Source organism: Streptomyces sp. NPDC042002, from assembly GCF_055588305.1.
The window spans coordinates 1-17,884 of the sequence record NZ_JBVJCT010000055.1 but is presented as its reverse complement, the minus strand read 5'-3'; the positions used below and the strand labels follow the sequence as shown (position 1 = coordinate 17,884).

The 17,884-nt window shown below is 72.6% G+C and carries 27 protein-coding genes; 26 read left to right on the top strand and 1 reads right to left on the bottom strand.

Annotated features, from left to right (window positions below):
- Window positions 1-14 precede the first annotated feature (14 nt).
- From ACZ6KY_RS39605 to ACZ6KY_RS39565, 9 genes are all read left to right on the top strand, one after another.
- Entirely contained in the window at window positions 15-2,186 is a 2,172-nt protein-coding gene (locus ACZ6KY_RS39605) for a DUF2637 domain-containing protein (RefSeq protein WP_469315104.1), read from the top strand.
- Between the two features lie 254 nt (window positions 2,187-2,440).
- A complete protein-coding gene (locus ACZ6KY_RS39600) occupies window positions 2,441-2,956 on the top strand; it encodes a hypothetical protein (RefSeq protein ID WP_469315103.1) in 516 nt (171 codons plus the stop codon).
- A gap of 3 nt (window positions 2,957-2,959) precedes the next feature.
- Window positions 2,960-3,160, top strand: coding sequence for a hypothetical protein (locus ACZ6KY_RS39595; RefSeq protein WP_469315102.1), 201 nt, complete (start codon window positions 2,960-2,962; stop codon window positions 3,158-3,160).
- 133 nt (window positions 3,161-3,293) lie between these two features.
- Complete coding sequence (locus ACZ6KY_RS39590; RefSeq protein WP_469315101.1) at window positions 3,294-5,579, top strand: hypothetical protein; 2,286 nt, start codon at window positions 3,294-3,296, stop codon at window positions 5,577-5,579.
- An 11-nt stretch (window positions 5,580-5,590) separates the two neighbouring features.
- Window positions 5,591-6,025 carry a hypothetical protein gene (locus ACZ6KY_RS39585; protein WP_362786820.1) on the top strand — a complete coding sequence of 145 codons (435 nt, stop codon included), beginning with the start codon at window positions 5,591-5,593 and terminating at the stop codon, window positions 6,023-6,025.
- Window positions 6,026-6,106: 81 nt separating this feature from the next.
- Complete coding sequence (locus ACZ6KY_RS39580) at window positions 6,107-6,949, top strand: hypothetical protein (RefSeq protein WP_469315100.1); 843 nt, start codon at window positions 6,107-6,109, stop codon at window positions 6,947-6,949.
- On the top strand, window positions 6,946-8,388 hold the full coding sequence (locus tag ACZ6KY_RS39575; protein WP_469315099.1) for a DNA/RNA helicase domain-containing protein: 1,443 nt from the start codon (window positions 6,946-6,948) through the stop codon (window positions 8,386-8,388). The genes ACZ6KY_RS39580 and ACZ6KY_RS39575 overlap by 4 nt, the downstream gene beginning before the upstream one ends.
- A 73-nt stretch (window positions 8,389-8,461) precedes the next feature.
- Window positions 8,462-8,653 (top strand): hypothetical protein, encoded by a 192-nt coding sequence (locus ACZ6KY_RS39570; protein WP_355982209.1) that lies wholly within the window; start codon window positions 8,462-8,464, stop codon window positions 8,651-8,653.
- A 79-nt stretch (window positions 8,654-8,732) separates the two neighbouring features.
- Entirely contained in the window at window positions 8,733-9,233 is a 501-nt protein-coding gene (locus ACZ6KY_RS39565; protein WP_469315098.1) for a hypothetical protein, read from the top strand.
- 87 nt (window positions 9,234-9,320) lie between these two features.
- Here ACZ6KY_RS39565 and ACZ6KY_RS39560 read toward each other — a convergent pair whose 3' ends face one another.
- Entirely contained in the window at window positions 9,321-9,515 is a 195-nt protein-coding gene (locus tag ACZ6KY_RS39560) for a hypothetical protein (RefSeq protein ID WP_362786812.1), read from the bottom strand.
- A 113-nt stretch (window positions 9,516-9,628) separates the two neighbouring features.
- Between ACZ6KY_RS39560 and ACZ6KY_RS39555 the strand changes: the two genes are divergently transcribed.
- The 17 genes from ACZ6KY_RS39555 (at window position 9,629) to ACZ6KY_RS39475 (ending at window position 17,733) form a co-directional block, all read left to right on the top strand.
- Window positions 9,629-10,432, top strand: coding sequence for a hypothetical protein (locus ACZ6KY_RS39555; protein WP_469315097.1), 804 nt, complete (start codon window positions 9,629-9,631; stop codon window positions 10,430-10,432).
- Window positions 10,433-10,681: 249 nt separating this feature from the next.
- A complete protein-coding gene (locus ACZ6KY_RS39550) occupies window positions 10,682-11,137 on the top strand; it encodes an RRQRL motif-containing zinc-binding protein (protein WP_469315121.1) in 456 nt (151 codons plus the stop codon).
- A 28-nt stretch (window positions 11,138-11,165) separates the two neighbouring features.
- Window positions 11,166-11,696, top strand: coding sequence for a hypothetical protein (locus tag ACZ6KY_RS39545; RefSeq protein ID WP_469315124.1), 531 nt, complete (start codon window positions 11,166-11,168; stop codon window positions 11,694-11,696).
- Window positions 11,693-11,983 (top strand): hypothetical protein, encoded by a 291-nt coding sequence (locus tag ACZ6KY_RS39540; protein ID WP_469315120.1) that lies wholly within the window; start codon window positions 11,693-11,695, stop codon window positions 11,981-11,983. The genes ACZ6KY_RS39545 and ACZ6KY_RS39540 overlap by 4 nt, the downstream gene beginning before the upstream one ends.
- Window positions 11,984-12,109: 126 nt before the next feature.
- On the top strand, window positions 12,110-12,694 hold the full coding sequence (locus ACZ6KY_RS39535) for a hypothetical protein (protein WP_469315096.1): 585 nt from the start codon (window positions 12,110-12,112) through the stop codon (window positions 12,692-12,694).
- Window positions 12,691-13,029 carry a hypothetical protein gene (locus tag ACZ6KY_RS39530; RefSeq protein ID WP_469315095.1) on the top strand — a complete coding sequence of 113 codons (339 nt, stop codon included), beginning with the start codon at window positions 12,691-12,693 and terminating at the stop codon, window positions 13,027-13,029. The genes ACZ6KY_RS39535 and ACZ6KY_RS39530 overlap by 4 nt, the downstream gene beginning before the upstream one ends.
- The gene (locus tag ACZ6KY_RS39525) at window positions 13,026-14,006 is read left to right on the top strand and encodes an AAA family ATPase (protein ID WP_469315094.1); all 981 of its coding nucleotides are present in this window, start codon (window positions 13,026-13,028) and stop codon (window positions 14,004-14,006) included. Before ACZ6KY_RS39530 ends, ACZ6KY_RS39525 begins: the two co-directional genes overlap by 4 nt.
- On the top strand, window positions 14,003-14,269 hold the full coding sequence (locus ACZ6KY_RS39520; RefSeq protein WP_469315093.1) for a hypothetical protein: 267 nt from the start codon (window positions 14,003-14,005) through the stop codon (window positions 14,267-14,269). Before ACZ6KY_RS39525 ends, ACZ6KY_RS39520 begins: the two co-directional genes overlap by 4 nt.
- The gene (locus ACZ6KY_RS39515) at window positions 14,266-14,466 is read left to right on the top strand and encodes a hypothetical protein (RefSeq protein ID WP_469315092.1); all 201 of its coding nucleotides are present in this window, start codon (window positions 14,266-14,268) and stop codon (window positions 14,464-14,466) included. Before ACZ6KY_RS39520 ends, ACZ6KY_RS39515 begins: the two co-directional genes overlap by 4 nt.
- A gap of 118 nt (window positions 14,467-14,584) precedes the next feature.
- Window positions 14,585-14,887, top strand: a complete 303-nt coding sequence (locus ACZ6KY_RS39510) for a hypothetical protein (RefSeq protein ID WP_393685910.1) — start codon at window positions 14,585-14,587, stop codon at window positions 14,885-14,887.
- Window positions 14,888-14,978: 91 nt separating this feature from the next.
- Window positions 14,979-15,656 (top strand): GGDEF domain-containing protein, encoded by a 678-nt coding sequence (locus ACZ6KY_RS39505; RefSeq protein WP_469315091.1) that lies wholly within the window; start codon window positions 14,979-14,981, stop codon window positions 15,654-15,656.
- On the top strand, window positions 15,653-16,093 hold the full coding sequence (locus ACZ6KY_RS39500) for an ASCH domain-containing protein (RefSeq protein ID WP_393685914.1): 441 nt from the start codon (window positions 15,653-15,655) through the stop codon (window positions 16,091-16,093). The genes ACZ6KY_RS39505 and ACZ6KY_RS39500 overlap by 4 nt, the downstream gene beginning before the upstream one ends.
- Window positions 16,090-16,368, top strand: a complete 279-nt coding sequence (locus ACZ6KY_RS39495; protein WP_393685916.1) for a hypothetical protein — start codon at window positions 16,090-16,092, stop codon at window positions 16,366-16,368. The genes ACZ6KY_RS39500 and ACZ6KY_RS39495 overlap by 4 nt, the downstream gene beginning before the upstream one ends.
- A 25-nt stretch (window positions 16,369-16,393) precedes the next feature.
- The gene (locus ACZ6KY_RS39490; RefSeq protein ID WP_393685918.1) at window positions 16,394-16,597 is read left to right on the top strand and encodes a hypothetical protein; all 204 of its coding nucleotides are present in this window, start codon (window positions 16,394-16,396) and stop codon (window positions 16,595-16,597) included.
- On the top strand, window positions 16,597-17,109 hold the full coding sequence (locus ACZ6KY_RS39485; RefSeq protein WP_469315090.1) for a hypothetical protein: 513 nt from the start codon (window positions 16,597-16,599) through the stop codon (window positions 17,107-17,109). Before ACZ6KY_RS39490 ends, ACZ6KY_RS39485 begins: the two co-directional genes overlap by 1 nt.
- Window positions 17,109-17,288, top strand: coding sequence for a hypothetical protein (locus ACZ6KY_RS39480; protein ID WP_334647011.1), 180 nt, complete (start codon window positions 17,109-17,111; stop codon window positions 17,286-17,288). The genes ACZ6KY_RS39485 and ACZ6KY_RS39480 overlap by 1 nt, the downstream gene beginning before the upstream one ends.
- Before the next feature lie 22 nt (window positions 17,289-17,310).
- A complete protein-coding gene (locus ACZ6KY_RS39475) occupies window positions 17,311-17,733 on the top strand; it encodes an NUDIX domain-containing protein (RefSeq protein WP_469315089.1) in 423 nt (140 codons plus the stop codon).
- Window positions 17,734-17,884: the final 151 nt, after the last annotated feature.

Below are 17,884 nucleotides of genomic sequence, written 5' to 3'. Positions count from 1 at the left end.
AGAGAGGACACCCCGTGGCCACCAAGCCCGCCACCCGTCGCAGGCGCCAGCCCGCGGCGAACCCGAAGCCCCGCGCCGGGCACGCCAAGGCACCGGCCGCGCCGGCCTCCATCCCCGCCCAGGCCGCCGCCCCCGAGGAAGAGGAGAGCGTGCCGCTGGTGTTCGAGGAAGCCGACCCGGTCCTCGCCGATGCCATCGACCGCGCCGCCGACCTCCGGGACCTGGCCGCCGACGACGTCGCGCAGATCCTCGCCGACGGCAAGGTGCGCGCCACCGAGCTGCTGGACGGCGCCCGCACCGAGGCGGCCTCGATCACCGAGGCCGCCACCGCGGAGCAGTCCCGCCTCCTGGCCGCCGCCGCGACGGACGCCGATCAGGTCCGCTCGGAGGCCGCCACCACCGCGGCCGCCGACGCCGACCAGGTCCGCGCTGCCGCCGAAGCGACGGCGGAGCAGCTGCTCGCCGACGCGCGCCGCGACGCCGACACCGTCGCGTCGACGGCGGCCGGTGAGGCCGACCAGGTCCTCGCCGACGCCAAGGCGGCTGCCGAGCAGCTGCTCGCCGACGCCAACCGCCGGGCGCAGGAGGTCACCACCACGGCGACCGCGCAGGCGGAGCAGGTCCGCACCGAGGCCGCGCAGGCCGCCGCGAAGGTCCTCGCCGACGCGGAGACCGCCCGCACCGAGCTGCTGGCCGGTGCGGAGCGCACCGCGGCTGAGACCCGTACCCGCGCCGCCACCGACGCCGAACAGGTGCTGGAGCGGGCGAGGGGCGAGGCCGACCGGATGCGCGAGAGCGCGGACGGCCAGGCCGTGCAGGTGCGGGCCGGAGCCGAGAAGGTGGCCGCCGGCCTTCGTGCCGACGCCGACCGCGCCCTGGCCGACGCCCGCACTTCCGCTGAGGAGCTGCGGGCCGCCGCCGACAAGGACGTCGCCCGGCTGCGCGAGCAGGCCGAAGCCGACGCGAAGACGGCCCGGGAGACAGCGGCGAAGGCCACGGCCGACCAGGCCGCCGCCGCGCAGGCCCGAGCCGAAGCGGACCGGGTCCTCGAGGCGGCGACGCAGCGCACCGTGCAGCGGGCGCGGCGCCGGGAGATCCGGACCGAGTCGCGCGCCGCACGGCGCAAGGCCCGCAATGACGCCCGGCCCGCCGGCGGGGTGCCGCCGCTGTCCGGGCAGGAGCTGGTGCTGGTCGTCGCGATCGTCCTGGCGGCCACGGTCGTCTCCACCCTCGGGCTGCTGTCCTCCTACACCGCGCTGGAGACCAAGGCCGCCACCTGGGGCTGGGACTGGCCGTGGCTGCTGCCCGTCGGCATCGACGTCGCGATCCCGGCCTTCACCGGCGCCAGCCTGATCCTGATCCGGATGGGCATGGAGCTCCGCTGGATCCGGTGGGTGCCCCGGGCGCTGACGGCGGTGACGGTCTACCTGAACTGGCAGGCGTCGTCCACCGCCGGCGGCCGTCTGGGGCACGCAGCCCTCACGCTGCTGTGGGTGATCTTCTCGGAGATCGCCTCGCACGTGTACGGCACGCGGATCGGCGCGGTCACCGGCAAGAAGCGGATGGAGACGGTGCGGCGCTCGCGCTGGATCCTCGCTCCGATCCCGACCGCCCGCCTTCGCCGCCGGATGATCCTGTGGGAGATCACCTCCTACGAGGAGGCGCTCACCCGCCTCCAGGAGCAGACCTACCTGCGAGCGCAGCTCAAGGAAGAGCACGGGTGGCGGTGGCGGAGCAAGGCTCCGCTGGAGCAGCGGATGGCGCTCAAGCTCGGCTCCGCGCCCGCCGCGCTCGCCGACACGCTCACCCCCGAGGACGCGCCCACCGTCGAACGGGTGGAGGAGAGCGAGCACGCTCGCCCGGACATGAGCGCGCTCACCTCGGGCGAGGTTCGCGGTGAGCGCGAGCGCCCGGCGCTCACCTCCGGCGCTCACGAGGGTGAGCGCGCCACGGAGGATGACGACGCTCAGCGAGCGGAGGGCGCTCTTTCTCGCAGCGAGAGTGACGCGCTGACCGAGCGCCGCCACGCTCGCATCCGTCTCCTCTACACCGAGCTCGGGCGCCGTCCCGAGTGGACGGAGATCCGCGACGCGCTCACCGACGCGGGCCTGTCCGACAAGCCGGTCTCCCGGCCGACCGCCCAGCGCCTGCGCGCTCAGGTCGAAGAGGCCACCCCGAGCGCGTAGGTGAGCGCCCGGTGAGCGCGTCGCGCTCACGCCCTGGCAGAACCCCTGCCGCTCATGGTCGCCACCGGCCCGCGCTCGCACACCGAGCGCGGACCGGTGACGGCCACGGCCGGCAGGCCGCTCGCCCGCACCCCGCCCCGAGCGGGACGCGGGCGAGCTGCCTCGTACCGAGCACGATCCCGGCCCCGCACGCCTCGGGGACACGGACCACGAACCCCATCCCCTCCCACCCCCGAGACCTGGAGGTCTTCCCCATGACCGAGAACAACAGCCGGTGGACCTCGGACCACCTGATGAAGCCCGGCGGCACCGCCCTGTACGGCGCCCAGCAGCGCGAGCGGCTGCGGCAGATGGCCGACGAGGTGAGGGCGCTGCTCAACGAGTACCGGGCCGACCTGGAGAACATCGAGATCGAGGGCGACAAGCCCTTCGCGGCCCGTATCCGCGCCTATCTGGCATCGCGCCCGCTGGCGAAGCTCGAAAGCGACCTGCGGGACGCCGTGAATCACGCCGGAAAGCTCGACGCGGAATTCCAGAAGCGGTTTGTCGAGCTGCCGAAGAAGCGCGAGGCGAACGCGGAGAAGAAGGAGCTGGAAAAGGCCAGGAAGAAGGGCCTGAACACCGCCCGCGCGGTCAGCACCGCCGGGCAGCTCAACGGCCTCTCGAACGCCCTGACCGAGCCGACCGGCGACGGGAAGACCGTCGCGAAGAAGACCGGCACGGACGGCGGCGATCACACCTTCCTGGACTTCCTGGAAAAGAGGGCCTGATAAGTGGCCGTGCAGCTCTCGAAGGGCCAGACGGCGCGATGGAACAAGCGCCTGGCGGAGACCGAGACGAACAAGGCGCGGGCGACCGCGCTGTGGGACCTGTCCCGCCTCCTGGCCGGCACCGACGACGCGGCATGGGCCGACCTGGTCGTGCTGCTCCAGGGCTGGACGACCAGGCGGCAGGGCCAACAGCCTTCGCCGTAACGCTCCGCGCTCATCATCACTCATCATCACCGCCTCACTCCGTGAATCCGGGGGGCCCATCATGCGCGCCTATACGCGCGCGTGAGGGCCCCCCGGGTTGTCACGCTGGGTGACTGATCGAAGGAGACGGCCGATGGCCGACGACGACGCCGGGGGGACCGTCTACGGCTTCCCCGGCGGGCTGACGATCCCGGGGCCGGTGGGCAGCAGCCCGCCGCCGCCCGGGGCCGCCGCCCCCACACTGCCCGCCCTCCCCGCTCTCGCGCCCCCGCCCTCGCTGCTGGTCGCGGGTAATCCCGGCGTCGGCAGCGGAAATACGACGACCGCGAACGCGGACCCCGGAATGCCGGACAGTCCGCAAGGGTCGGGAGTCGCCGCCATGTCGGCGGTGATGATGGCCGGTATTACCGTCGCCGCAATGCGCGGCGCATGGAATGCGGCGGCCTATTTGAAAGCCCGTCATGAACACCACCGGGCAATTGCGGATCAGCAGCGGGCGGCGGCCGATAAAGCCTCTATCGGGGTGGAAGCGGCCCGCCAGAAAGGCCGGTTGCAGTCCGGTCCGGAATTCGGGCGCGGCACCCGCACATCGGGCGGTGGCGGCGGCCGGACGAATTCAGGAAAGAGCAACACTCCGAGCACGTTCCGCTCCTCTGGCGGCACCAAGACGCCGGGCGGGGGCGGAGGCAAGACGCCCAGCAAGACGCCTGGCGGCGGCTCTGGCGGCCGTACGCCCACGCTGGGCAGCGGAGGCCGGGGAGGCAGCGGCGGAGGCCGCAGGAACGGCCTGGAGACCTCCGGTGGAAAGGGCGGTGGAAAGGGCGGATCCGGGGGTGGAAAGACCCCGACAACCGGCACGAAGAACGGCTCCGGGGGCCTCGCCGGGGCCGTTCGTGACCGTGCGGCGGACCGGGTCCGCAACGGCCCCAAGCCCAAGACCCCGACGCCGACGAACACGCGCACCCCGGGAATCCGGGACGCCGCCCGCGACCGTGCCTCCGACCGCATCCGCAACGGCCCCAAGCCCAAGACCCCGACGACCGGAACGTCCGGCACGACCAAGCCGGACCGCGGCCCCCGGGTCCGGGACGCCGCGCGGGCCCGGGTCGCCGACCGCATCACCACCGGCGCCTGGACGCCGACCGGCCGCAAGCCGGTCGACCTCACCAAGAAGGGCTCGGGGTCGTCGGCGACGCCGGCGACGATCCGTGGCGCGCTGCGCCACCGTGCCGTCGGCCGGATCCTCAACGGGAAGAAGGCCAAGCCCGATCCGGCAACGCCGCCGAAAGTGGACCTGACCAAGAAGCCCAAGACCGGCACCAGCGGTCCAGGGGCGTCGGCGACACCGACGACGATCCGCGGCGCGCTGCGCCACCGCGCTGTCGGCCGGATCCTCAACGGCAAGAAGCCCAAGCCCGATCCGGCCGCCGCAGCGGCCCCGGCGAGCCCGAAGGTGGACCTGACCAAGAAGCCCAAGGCCGGCACTCCCGGCGCGGGCGGAACGGCGGCGACACCGAAGGTCAGCCTCACGAAGAAGCCGAAGCCCGGCTCGGGCGGCCCGGCCGGCCCCGGTGGGACGGCCCCGAAGGTGAACCTGCGCAAGAAGGTCCGGCTCACCAAGAGGCCGCGCAAGCCCGGCACCGGCCCGGCCGCCACCGGCGGCACGGGCACGACCGGCCCGAAGTCGACCGGGCCGACCAGCACCGGCCCGAAGTCGAAGGCCGACAAGTCCCGCACCCGCCGCGGCTGGTGGGAGCGGGCGAGCTCCCGCCGCTCCGGACGCTCCGAGCCCGACCCGCCCAGCTCCAGCACCACGCCGGGGCCGGGCGCAGCACCGGGCGGGGGCTTCGGCCCGCCCCCGGGCTGGGGCTACGCGCAGGGAGCGACGATCACCGTCGAACAGGTCGGCGGTGAGGGCTGGACCGCCCGCCGCAAGGAGAACCGCCGCGCGGCAGGCGTCCCGGCCGGGGCCATTCCCGCATCACGAACAGGAGGAACCGGAGTGACCGTGCCCGTCCCGACGCGAGCACCCAGCACCCAGTACGCGGACAGCGACCTGACGATCTACGACGTCATCGACTCCGACGCCGACATGGCGGAAGAGATCATGGCGGGCGTCGACGAGGCCAACGCCGCGGCTGAGGGCTGCGAAAAGATGATGACGAAGCTGGAGGCCCTCCACCAGAAGATCGTCGACCTCAAGGTGCCCGGCGTCCTGGAGGGCTGGGTCCTGATCCTCGCGGAGAAGGCCGTCAGCGTGAAGGCCAAGGCGGAGGCCCTGGCGGAGAAGCTGCCCGCAGCCTCCGAGGCCATCCGCACCGCCGGTGAGAACGCGGAGCGCCGCCACAAGCCGCTCGCCGACGTCACCCGCGATCACGGCCACGCCGCACCCGCTGAGCGCGACTACCACGTCGAATAGGAGAAACCCACGTGTCTGATCTCGTTCCCGTGATCGGCGGAGCCCTCGCCAAGACCGGCTCCGTCATCGTCGGCGCGGTCCGCTTCGGCATCGTCGTCGCGCAGCTGACCGCCGCCAGCGCCACCATGATGGGCCTGTCCAACCAGGTCCGCTCCACGTTCAAGTACGTGGAGGACTGCGCGAGCTCCGTCGACCGGCTCGCCGACCTCGCCGCGTCCAAGGCCGTCGACCAGTCCACCGTCAACGAGCACCGCGAGGCGGCGACCGTGATGCGGGACTGCAAGGACGAAGCGGAGGCCATGGCCGTGGAGTGCGAGGAGATGTCCTCGCTCTTCCACGAGACCGCCGACGGCCACATCGCCGACTACGGCGCGGTCGCGGACGCCGCGAACAACATGCCCGACGGCATCGAGATGGCCGACCGCACCTTCTACAGCAACCGCTGACCCACCCCACCCCGCACCAAGGGCGGCGAACCCACCACGGGTTCGCCGCCCTTCCCCATGCCCTTGAAGGAGAGCCCACCGATGATCCGCCTCGGACCCCTGCGCGGCCGCTTCGCCCTCGCCCGCAACGCCTTCGGCCGCGTCGCCACCGTGGCCGGCACCGGCGCGCTCGCCACCGGAGCCTTCACCCACGACTTCTACGGCCCCTCCGTCCTGGCCGCCCTCGGCTGCGCCGGATGGGGCGCCCTGTGGTCGGCGACCCTGCCGCGCGACGCGGTCGGCAACACCGCCATGGGCCTCTACCTGGCCCCGTCGCTGTCGATGGCCGCGCTGCTCACCGCGCAGCGCATCGTGCCCGGCATCGACTGGTACTGGCAGCTGCTCGCAGACGCCGGGTGGAGCGCCGTCGTGCTGTACGTACGCCCGGCCCGCATGGCCCGCGTCCTGGTCGGCCGCGAGAAGTCGCTGACCCCCGAGGCCATCGAGCAGACGAAGGAACTCCTGGTCCAGGACACCGTCCAGGCCGGGCCCCAGCACCCGATGGCCACCTTCTGGGCGGCCAACGTCGCCATCGAGGACGGCGCCGCCCCGAACACCGTGCTGGAGCAGATCGAGCAGACCGGTGAGGAGTCGATGACCGCCGTCATCCGCTCCACCCTCCCCGGCAAGCCGGTCCCCAAGATCGACCTGCTGGAGCTGTCCGCGGCCATCAACTGGCCCGAGGACGACATCGCCATCACCCCCGTGCCCCGCCAGGGCGCCGGGGTCCGCCGGCTCACCGTCGGCCAGGCCCCCGAACAGGCCATGGACCTCTACACCGCCTGGGAGAAGCTCATCGCCCCCAAGGGCATGCCCGGCACGGTCATCACCGCGATCCGCACCGTCGACATCCCCGACGAGGACCCCAAGGAGCTCCCCGCATGAGCAGGATCTTCGAGCTGACCGTGGAAGCGCCGCCCGGCGACATCATCAGCTACCACCCGATGCGCCTGGCCGACGCGCTCGGCATCAAGGACGTCAACCGGCTCGCGGTGGAAACGAACGGCACGTCCAAGGCGCTGGTCACCATCTACCCCGACGACCCGCTCGCCCAGGTCATCCTGGCCGACCCGCAGCTGCTCGTCATGGACGCCAAGGGCCGCATCTACATCGGCCGCTACCACAACGGCCGGGCCTCCCTGCTGCGCCTGTACGACCCCAAGTCCGGCTCCGCGCAGCGCCTGCTGCTGTTCGGCACCACCGGCGCGGGCAAGAGCACGGCCGGGCAGATCGTCCTCGCGGCGATGAAGCGCTCCGGGATCGCCGTCCTGTACGCCGACCTCAAGGGCGGCCAGTCCGCACCCGAGGCGTTCGGGCAGAAGGAGCACGGCGCGGACGGCAATGTCGCCTGGCGCGTCACCACGCAGGAAGGCACCATGGCGCAGCTGCGCACGACGTGGCTGACCATGATGGACCGCCAGGACCGCTACGCCCGGATGGGCCGCTCCAAGTTCCTCAAGGACCGGCCCGACCCGCTGATCTACCAGATCATCGACGAAGCCAACCGCCTCCTGGAGAAGGGCGCGCCTTACCGGGACGAAGCCACCTTCTACATCAAGGACATCGGCCGCACCGGCCGCTCGCTGGGGATCGGCATCGGCCTGTTCGCGCAGGCCGGCCACCTCGAAGAGATGGGCGGCAGCGACACGCTGAGGGCGATGCTCAAGGAAGGCGAAGTGATCCTGCTTCGCTGGACCAGCTCGATGATGAAGCAGCTGGTGACCGACGGCCTGCTGCCCACCGGGATGGTCCTCGCCCCGATCCCGAAGTACGCAGGCGAAGTCGACCTCGTCTCGCAGTTCGACGAGGATCACGAGGACGACGACCTGCCCGGCACCCAGGGCACCTCGTACAACGTCAACGGCCGCTACCCGTCGCGCAAGATGCGGTTCTGGAACATCGGCTCCGACATGCCCACCGAGGGCCTGGACCCGATGGTGCTGGACCTCTACGGTCCCGGCGCCCCTGCCGAGATCGAACAGGACGCCTGGGACATCGTCGGTGACGCCTACGGCCAGCGCCTGGACGGCATGGAGGCGTACCGGGCCGTCTTCCCCGAGCCCGAGGAAGACGAGGACGGCGAAGACGGCGGTGGCGGAGGCAAGAAGAAGAAGGGCTCCGCCGGCACCCGGGCCGCCTCCCCGGTCCCGGCCGCGGCGACCAAGCCCCGCGCCCGCACGCTGCGCGACCGCATCCAGTCCGTCCTGGACGCGCACGACGATGCGCTGGACGCGCTCCAGATCCTGGAGTTGGTCAACGCCGACGGCGGCCGCACAGTCCAGCTCGGCAGCGTCCGCAACACCCTGACCACCCTCAAGAAGTAACCCCCTCACCCTCCGGCCGGGCCGGGCCTCGCGCCCAGCCCGGCCGCAGGACTACCCGAAGGAGTTCCCCGCCGTGGCGCTGACCGTCTCCCTGGTCGTCTTCGCCGGAATCATCGTGCTGGTCCTGCTGCGCACCGGCTACCTGCGGCTGTGGCCCGCGTTCGCCGCCGCCCTGTTCGGCTTCACCCTCGCCTCCACCGGCATCGCCCCCGCCATCACCAGCGGGATCAGCAGCGTCACCGGCTGGATCAGCAGCTTCGGATAACCCCCGCTCCTCCCCCGCCCTTCGCGCCCTCCCCGCCACCACGGCCGGGAGGGCGCACCCGTCCCGAACGGAGAACACCATGGACTTCCACCCCACCGCCGGCCGCCCGATGTCCGACTCCGAGGCCGCCGTCGAAGCCAAGCGAATCCTCGAGGCCGAATTCCGGCCCGAGCAGCCGGTACGCCACTTCCCCACGTCGTTCCGCGACGACACCCCCGTGCCCGCCTACGGCAGCGCCCCGCCCGTCCATCAGGACGACCGGCGGATCGTGCCCGCCTGGGCGGCCGGGATCGCGGTCGCCTCCATCGGCGTCGGAGCCGGAGTCACCGGCATCGGCTGCGGAGCCTGGCTGGTCCTGCAGGGCCTCGCCTCGGTCACGCTGACCGGCGTCCTGATGGTCACCCTGCCGTTCGCCGGCCTCGCCATGGCCGCCACCGCGATCGGCGGCGCGATCAACCGCGCCCGCTCCGCCGTCACGAACAACATCTACGAAGGCCCGGTCACCCAGAAGACCGAGATCAACAACAACACCACCACGCGCGGCATGTTCTTCGCCCGCACCCGCAACGACGTCCGCTGAGCACCGGGCACCCTGCGTCGTACTCGAACCCCGCCCGCCCGGCCGGGAGTCGAGTACGGGGCAGGCCGCCCGGAGCAGCCGACGCGATCAGTCGTCGTCCAGGTAGATCAGCAGGCGGCCGTCCTCATCGACCTCCGCCTCATAGATCACGCCGTCGACGACCGCGTGGTCGACGACCACCTCGTAGTCGTCTTCGTCGTCGATCCACAGCATGCCGTCGTCGTCCGTGAACGCCGGATAGATCACCCCGTCGGCGATCACCGAATCGAACTCGACTGACATCGCGCCCCCTTGCTGCTCCCTGGCCTCGCCCAAGCCTGTCGCACCCAAGGCCCCGGCAACAGAGCCATTCCCATCCCGTACGCAGCGTCACCGCCTCGAAGGAGAAGCCGACCGTGACCGACCACAACGACCGCACCCCGCACATCCCCGGCCAGCGCCAGGAGCAGCCGGCCGACAACGGCCAGGACCTCAACTTCCCGCCGCCGCCCGCGCCGTCGCTCGATGCGAAGGAGCCGCGGCTGGAGACCCTGCGCGAATGGTGGGACGACGCCTGGGACGACGGTGGCTTCCTCCACGACCGCTGGGAGGACCTGCGCCGCGCCCCCGAGCTCGGCTGGCACTCCATGGCGAACTGGGTGAAGGCGGCGATCGGACTCGCCGGGATCTCCCTGATCATCCTGCTGCTGGACGGCGCGACCGACGTCCTGGCCGACGCGCTGCACCGCCTGCTGACCGCCGTGCCGCGCGTGCAGGTCGGTGCCGACACCTCCACCGGTGTCTTCGCGGTGGTCGACCAGCCGATCCGCTCGTACATCGCGGCCCACACCGCTTCGCTCGCGATCAGCGGATCCACCGTCTACACCGTCTGGCAGCTCGCCGGGCTGTTCGGCCTGATCGGCGGCTTCGCCGGAAGCACCGGCGCCCGCTTCACCTGGACGGCCTGGGGCGCGGCCAGCATCGCCATGGTGTGGAGTGCCGCACCCGCCGACGGCCGCACCATCGCCACCGGGCTCGCCGTCCTCGCCTGGACCGCCGCCTCCGCGCTCGCGCTGCGCGGGCTGAGCCTGCGCCCGACGTTCTTCACCCACATCCACAACGCCGGTCACCAGATCGAGCCGCACATCCACCTCCCCGCCCCGGCCGCCCCGCCCGCCGAAGACACCCCGGACAACGTGCACCCGCTCCAAAAGCGCTGACCCGTCGCCCTGCCTGGCTCTCGCCCGCCCTTCGCGGGGCGAGAGCCGTACAGGCCGCCCGGCCGCCGTTCCCGCGCCCCGCCGACGCACCGACGTCAGCGGGGCGCGGTGTCGTCCACCCACCTGCTGGAGGAGATCACTCGTGCTCATCCCCCGCCCGCGCCGCCGCATCGGCCGGCCCCGCCCGCAGCGCCCCGGCCCCCGCTACCCGCAGCGCCCGGCCCGGCTCCCCGGTACCTGGGGCGCGTGATGGTCGACCAGGACCAGGACCTGGTCGACGTCGACGTCTACGACGATGGAGCCGGTGGCTTTCCCGAGTACGACTGGTACAGCGCCCCGAGGGATCTCCTGGTCACTCGCCGGCAGTTACGGGCAGCCGGCCTCTCGCCGGGCGGGCACGGGCCTGTCGCGCAACTGCGTTGTCGCCGCTGTTCGTACCGGCCGCTCACCCAGTGCACGCACCTGGCCTGGCTCTACGACGTCAGCCTGGCGAAGCCCAAGCGCACGGCGACGCTGGCGCAGGAATGGGCGCTGGACCGGGCCATGGCGGCACGCCAGACCTGCCCCGTGCCGACCTGTCGCCGCCGCTACATCTTCTGCTTGCCGCTCAAAACACTCGGCAGCTGCTTGGAGTGTCACGACGGAACCCCGGCGGATCCGCGCACCTACTGCGCTCCGCCGGACACGCACCGACTGGCCGCCTGATCAACGACCCCCTCGAAGGAGAGTCACCGTGCCCCTGTTCACCCGTACCGCTCCCGCCCCGGCCCCCGAGACCTGGACACCGGAGGGCATGCTCGTCTCCCAGCGCTTCCGGGCGCTGGAGGGCGCGACCGTCCTCGTCTACACCGGCGACGCCGACCGGGGCAGCGCGCGCTACGCCGTCGCCTGCCTCGGCTGCACGCACCGCGCGGACCGCAACACCACCGGCAACGTGATGACGGAGACGGAGGCCGCCCAGGGCGCCAACGTCCACGCCGCCACCTGCCGGGCGGTGCCGCGCGGCGTGCCCGCCCGCCCCGACGACACCGAGGCCGCGAAGCTGGTCCGCTCCCGGCTGTGGGCGCGCCGCTACGGCGCCGCTCCGCACCGGGTGAGGCTCTCGGACTTCACCGCGCTGCGCGTCGACCTCCAGCGCCCCACCGACTGGATCAAGGCGCTGCTGGGCGACATCGCGCAGGCCGACCCCGGTTTCCTCACCGCGGAGCCCGACAGCTCCGGGCAGGGCATCCGCTTCACCGTCCAGCCCTTCGACCGGCCCTGACGGTGCGCGCCCGAACCGTCGTCCTGGTCGCGGCCGCCGTGCCCGTTGCGGTCGCCGCGGCCGCGGCCGTCCTCGAGGCCGGCCGCTGGGAGCTGTACGCCGACCGGCACCGCCTCCACCTCACGCCCGTCGCCCGCCGCTCCTGCCCCGACTGCCGGGGCGCGGGCGGCTGGTGGGTCGGCGGCGCGAACCCGGAGATGGAGGCGTGCGGCTGCTGGTCCGACCGGCGTGAGCTCCGCATCCGGCTCCTGCCCGTCCCGGCCTGGCCGGACGAACCGCCGTTCTGAAACGGACTCCGCCCCCAGCCGTGCAGGCCGGGGGCGGAGGTCGCACACGGGGTCGACCGCAGCATCGGCAAAGAGGCCGGCCGCCCCGCTCCCTTCACCCGCAATCGAGATCAGGAGAACCCCAGCATGCCCCGTCTGCCCCTCCCCACCGAGCGCCTGGCCCTCTTCGGCACCCTGCTGGCGACCTTCGGAGAGCTGCATCCTGCCTGTGACCACTGGGTCCAGGGCAGCAAGACCGCGTCGCGCAAGCGCCTGTACGGCGAGGACCTGGTCCACGCCGACGGCTCCCCCGCCACCCCGGACTCCACCCGCCCGACCATGACCACCAGCGCGCTGGGCAGGCGTGCGGTCGCCTGCCATGTCGCGTCCTACACCGCCGTGCAGCTCGGGGCGACCGTCGCGATCACCCGCGCGTTCGGCTACCGCGTCACGCCGACCGCGCTGCTTGCCGGCGCGGCCATCAACGCCGGAACGCACGCCGCGATCGACCGCGGTGCTCTGCTGCTGTGGCTGGCGAAGAAGACCAAGAAGTCCGGCTACATCGAGCACTGCCAGGCCGTCCGTCTCGACGACGAAGGTGTCGTCACCAAGGAAGTGAACGGGCCGGGCAGTGCGTGGATGGAGCTGGACGCGGCTCTCCACCGCGCCATCGGCATCGGCGCCGCCGCCGTCACCACCTGGCTCACCACCCGCCCCGGCGCCCGCCGGTGACCCGCACCCGCCTGGACCGCGTCCGCGCCAGCGCCGGAATCGCCAAGCTCGCCCTCCAGCAGATCGAGGACGAACTCACCGGCGAGATCGGCGCCCAGGAGCTCGCTCAGGTCCTGCGCGAGCTCCACCACGAAGACCACCGTCAGGACGGTGTCTTCGGCTCCCTCGCGCAGCTGCTCACCGTCGCCGCGCAGGCCGCCGGACGGATCGAGCCGGACCGCGACGGCGAGATGTCGTGCCCGCTGCACGAGGCCGCAGCCCTCATCACCGAGAACGCCGGCCTGCAGACCTACTACGCCACCCGTGCTCTTGACCCGCAGGGAGAAGCCGAATGAAGACCTTCCGCCTGGAAAACGCGCTGCCCGTCGACACGACGATCCCGGAGCCGTCGCTGGTGTGCCTGATCGGTGCGGCAGGTTCGGGCAAGTCGACGTGGGCGAGTACCTGGCCCGACACGCAGGTCCTGGAGCTCGACAGGTTCAGGGCCCTGGTCAGTGATGACCCGGGCTGCCAGGAGTCGACCGGCGACGCCGTGTTCGCGCTCCAGGCCGTCCTGGAGGCCCGCCTCGCCCGCCGCAAGATGACGGTCATCGACGCGACGAACTGCGAGAAATCCGTGCGCGCCGACCTGATCGCCACCGCCCGCCGTCACGGGGTGCCCACGGTCGCGCTGCTCGTTCCCACCCCGGCCTCCGTGTGCGTGGAGCGCCAGGAAGGCCGGCCCGCGAACCGGCGGGTGCCCGAGCCGGTCGTCCTCGCGCAGCACGCCGCCATGGTCGACGCGTGGCCCGGCCTGCCCGGCGAGGGCTTCGACCACGTCGTCATCGCGGAGAACCTCTACCGCCTCGAGAAGCTGCTCCAACCGCTGAGCGACGCCCGGCGCGCGGATCTCGGCTGGGACGGCGGCGAGGGTCTGGGCGATCTGCTCCTGGTCCGCCGCTACTTCGGCCCCGAGATCCTGCCGATGTGGCGCTGGCGCGACGGCTCGCAGCTCGCCGGCGGCGACCGTGTCGCGGAGATCCGGCTCGGAGCGGACCGCATCGTCCTCGCCCAGCGCAACGACGTCGACGGCGCGGGCGACGTCGGCTTCGAGGTCCTGGTGGGCTGCGCGGCCGACGACGAATGCGAGGGCACGGCGTGGGCCCCGGTCTACAACGTCACCGATCTTCTGCGCGCCCTGACCGGCGAGCTGATGAACGACCCGGACGTGCGCTGCACCGTCCACGGCCCGGACGGCGACGAGGACCAGGACGACGACCCCGAGGGCCGCGCCGATCTCGAAGCGCAGGCCCTGGAGGCGATCAGCGGATGACGACCAAGGCTCCCGCGTGCGGCTGGGACCAGGCCGTCTTCCGGTGCGGCCGGTGCGGTGTCGAGCACACCGCCACCACCGAGGACGACTACCTCAAGGCCGTCGGCGCTCACGGTGACGCCCACGCCGTGTGGGACCGGCTCAACCCCATCGAGCGGTCCGGCTTCACCTCGATCCTGCGCACCATCCTGTCCGCGCCGGAGCTCGCCGCGGAGCTCCTGGCCCTCGCCGACCGGCAGGCGGCGCGAGGCGAGGACCGGTGAGTCGCGCCGCCGACGGGCTGCACCCGCACCCGCTCACCCCGGCCGACCTCCCGGCCGGTGACGACTGGGTCCGCGGCTGCCCGGACTGCCACCTCCCGATCCAGGGCGGCGGCGCCGGACTCACCGCGCACCGCCGCACGGTCCACACCAACGCCGGTGACTCCCGGCGGCCCATCACGATCCATCTGGAGTTCTGACCCGCCCCGCCCTCACCGGCGTGACGGACGTTCCGTGCTGCCCCGACCCCGGCCACCGCGCCGGGGCCGGGGCGGTCGCGGTGGTCCCTCACCACGATCACGAGAGGAGATGGACGTCATGGACCTGCCCTACTTCGAGGTCGACGTCCCCGCACACAGCAGCCAGAGGCCCGGCCTGGAAGGCGTACACGTCTTCACCGGCCGGGCCGACAGCCGCAGCGCCGCCGTGCAGGCCGCGCACGAGGTCTATGACGCGGCACGCGCCGCGTCGGAGGCCGGACTCGAGATTCCCCACGGGCGCCCGGACGGCTGGTGCGCCTGCGGATACCGGTCCGGCTGGGAGCTCGACTGGACGGCCGCGAAGGCCGGCCGCTGGAGGAGCCCGTACAGCTGGCTCAACTCCAGGCCCATCGACCTGTAGCTCTGCCCCGGGACAGCCGCTCTGCTTGACCGGCTTCGACGACTGTCCCGGGCCCATCCATCCCGTACGAGACGAGACGGAGAACCCAAGTATGTCCTCGCTCCTGCGCGTTCAGGGCCCAATCGGCCAGCGCACCCTCTTACTGACCACCGCCGCGCTGCCGTTGACCGGCTGGGCGGTGCACGCGGTCGCGCTGCACAAGCAGCTCGCGAAGACCCGGCGTGACCCGCTGACCGGTCTCCTGCGCCGTGACGCGTACACCGCCCGCGCCCGCCGGCTCCTGGCCCGCCATGGCGACGACACGGCCGTAGTCATGATCGACGCCGACCATTTCAAGGCCGTCAACGACACGATGGGCCACCCGGCGGGCGACGCCGTCCTCGCGTCGATCGCGGCCCGGCTCACCGCATGGGCGGGCCCGCGCGCCGCGATCGGCCGCCTCGGAGGCGATGAGTTCGCCGTGGTCCTCCAGCTGACCGCCGACACCCGCGAGCAGCGCCTGGAGCAGCTGGTGCGGATGCTGCACACGCCGGTCGTCCTGGACGACGGCCGCACTGTCGATGTCACCGCGTCGGTCGGCGCCGCGACACCGGACGTGATCGGCGTACGCGATCTGGCGCAGCTCCAGAGGGCGGCCGACGCAGCTCTGTACGACGGCAAGCACTCCGGTCACGCGGTCCTCGCGGCGGCGCAGCACGCCACGGTGCCATCCATCAACGGCCGCCGTTCCGGGCGCCCGGGTACAGCGGTGTGGGGGCGAGCCGCATGAGCGTCGCGACCCTGCCCGAGGGCGACTGGATCCGCGGCATCAGCATCAAACAGCCGTGGACCACCGCGATCCTGACCGGCGCGAAGACCATTGAGAACCGGCCCCGGGCATGGCGGACCGGCTGGGTGCTCCTGCACGCGGGCCTGGAGATCGACCGGCCCGCCCTGCGCCTGCCGCTGGTCGCCCGCACGATCCGGGGCCGCGAACTGGTGACCGGCGCCGTGATCGGCGTCGCCCGGATCACCGACTGCCACCAGGACCCCGACGGCTCCCCGCCCTGCACCGAGTGGGCGCAGCCCGGTAAGTGGCACCTGGTGCTCGCCGACGTCCAGGAGCTCGCCCTGCCCGTCCCGGTCGGCGGGCAGCTCGGTCCCTGGAAGCCGACGCCGGATCTGCTGGCGCAGGTGTTCCAGCAGTTGCCCGACTTCCGGCCGTGACCCGCAAGCGAGACAAGAAGCCGCCGTTCGAGCCGGGCTGTGTCCCGGCTCCCGGCGGCCTTCTCGACTGGCGCGACAGCCAGCACTACGACCACTGGCAGATGCGCCCCTGCGCGCTGTGCGAGCAGCCCACACCGCTGCGCTCCCACTCCGGGGAGCCTGCTCACAAGGTGTGCGCTGAGTCCTGGATCTCCGAGCACCCCACCGAGGCACGCCTCGGGAGGTTCGCCTCCGACGTCCAGCCCAAGCGCCGGCGCGACGACAACCACGCCTGACTTCTACCTCCAGCTGGAGGCACCCATGAGCAGCACCGACCGCGACGTCGACCACGCCCTCGCCTATCCCGAGCCGCCCGCGTCCCCGCTCTGGCACCGCCACCGCCCGGCGGACCGGCCGCTCACCGACGCCCAGAAGCGACGCAACCGCGAGCTCCTGGACATCGCTCAGCGCACCACCCGACCCCGCTCCCCTCGCCCCACCCAGACCCTGGCGGAGGCCAGCTGATGGACACCAAGCACTGCACCGTTGACGGCTGGGTCGACGCGATACCCGCCCCCGGCCCGCGCGGCACCGCCACCTTCGACCTGATCGTCCGGCCCGCTGCCGTCAGTGCCGTCGATGCGGACCTCACCGACGCGGAGATCACCGCGCAGGACACCCCCGACACGATCGTGTCCTGCACCAGCGGAGATTCCCGCGTCACCCAGGAACTGCTGAACGGCGTGCAGCCCGGCGACCTGCTGCGCGTCACCGGCACCCTGGACCAGCCGCAGACGCCCGGCGAGCCCGCCCGGCTCACCATCGGCGACCTGGAGGTCCTGGACACCGGGCTCATCCCGGTCCTGCGCGACACGGTGATGGACCGGTACGGCGACTACTGCGTCATCTTCGAGGCCGACCGCGACCAGGTCCCCGTCTTCACCGCGAGCGGGCAGTGGGTCGGCCTCGCGGACAACCCCGACGCCATCGCCACCCTGATCGACATCCACGAGCGCGTGAACGGCGGGGACGCGTGATGCCCGCGACCACCGCGCAGACCCGCACCGTCCTGGAGCGGTTCCCCGCCGGCCACCCCCGCGGCTCGTGGCCCGCCGACGAATACGCCGCCGCCCAGCGCGCCCAGGGCCGCGACGCGCACGTCGTGATGGACCTCGGCAGCGACCAGTTCCTCGTAGTCACCGACACCACCCACTGACCCGTCCCACCGAGAGGCGCACATGACCGAGACCGAGACGTTCGAAACGATCCGCTACACCGCCGACGTGGTGGCCCTGACTCCCGACGGCAACGTCCTGCTGATCGAGCGCGACTGGCCGCCGTACGAAGGCCACTGGGCTTTTCCGGGTGGTCACGTCGACCCCGGTGAGACGAGCCGCGCGGCGGCTGCCCGCGAGCTGTCGGAGGAGACCGGCGTCCAGGTGGCCGCCGACAACCTGCGCCCGATCGGCGTCTGGGACGCCCCCGAGCGCGACCCGCGCGGCCGGTACGTCACCGTCGCGTACGCCGCTGTCGTCCCTGCCGACACCCGGATCGTTGCCGGGGACGACGCCCGCACCGTCCGCTGGTGGCCCCTGGACGCCCTGCCGGAGCGTCTGGCGTTCGACCACGCCGACATCCTCCGCGCGGCCACGGCCTCCTGAGACACCGCCATGCGACATCAAAGCGGGGGGGGGGGGGGGGGGGGGGGGGGGGGGGGGGGGGGGGGGGGGGGGCTCCCCCCCCCCCCCCCCGCGCGCTGCACCGCAAAAAACGTCTCCGACCTGCCCTTACAGCACCGGCAGGCTCTTCCGC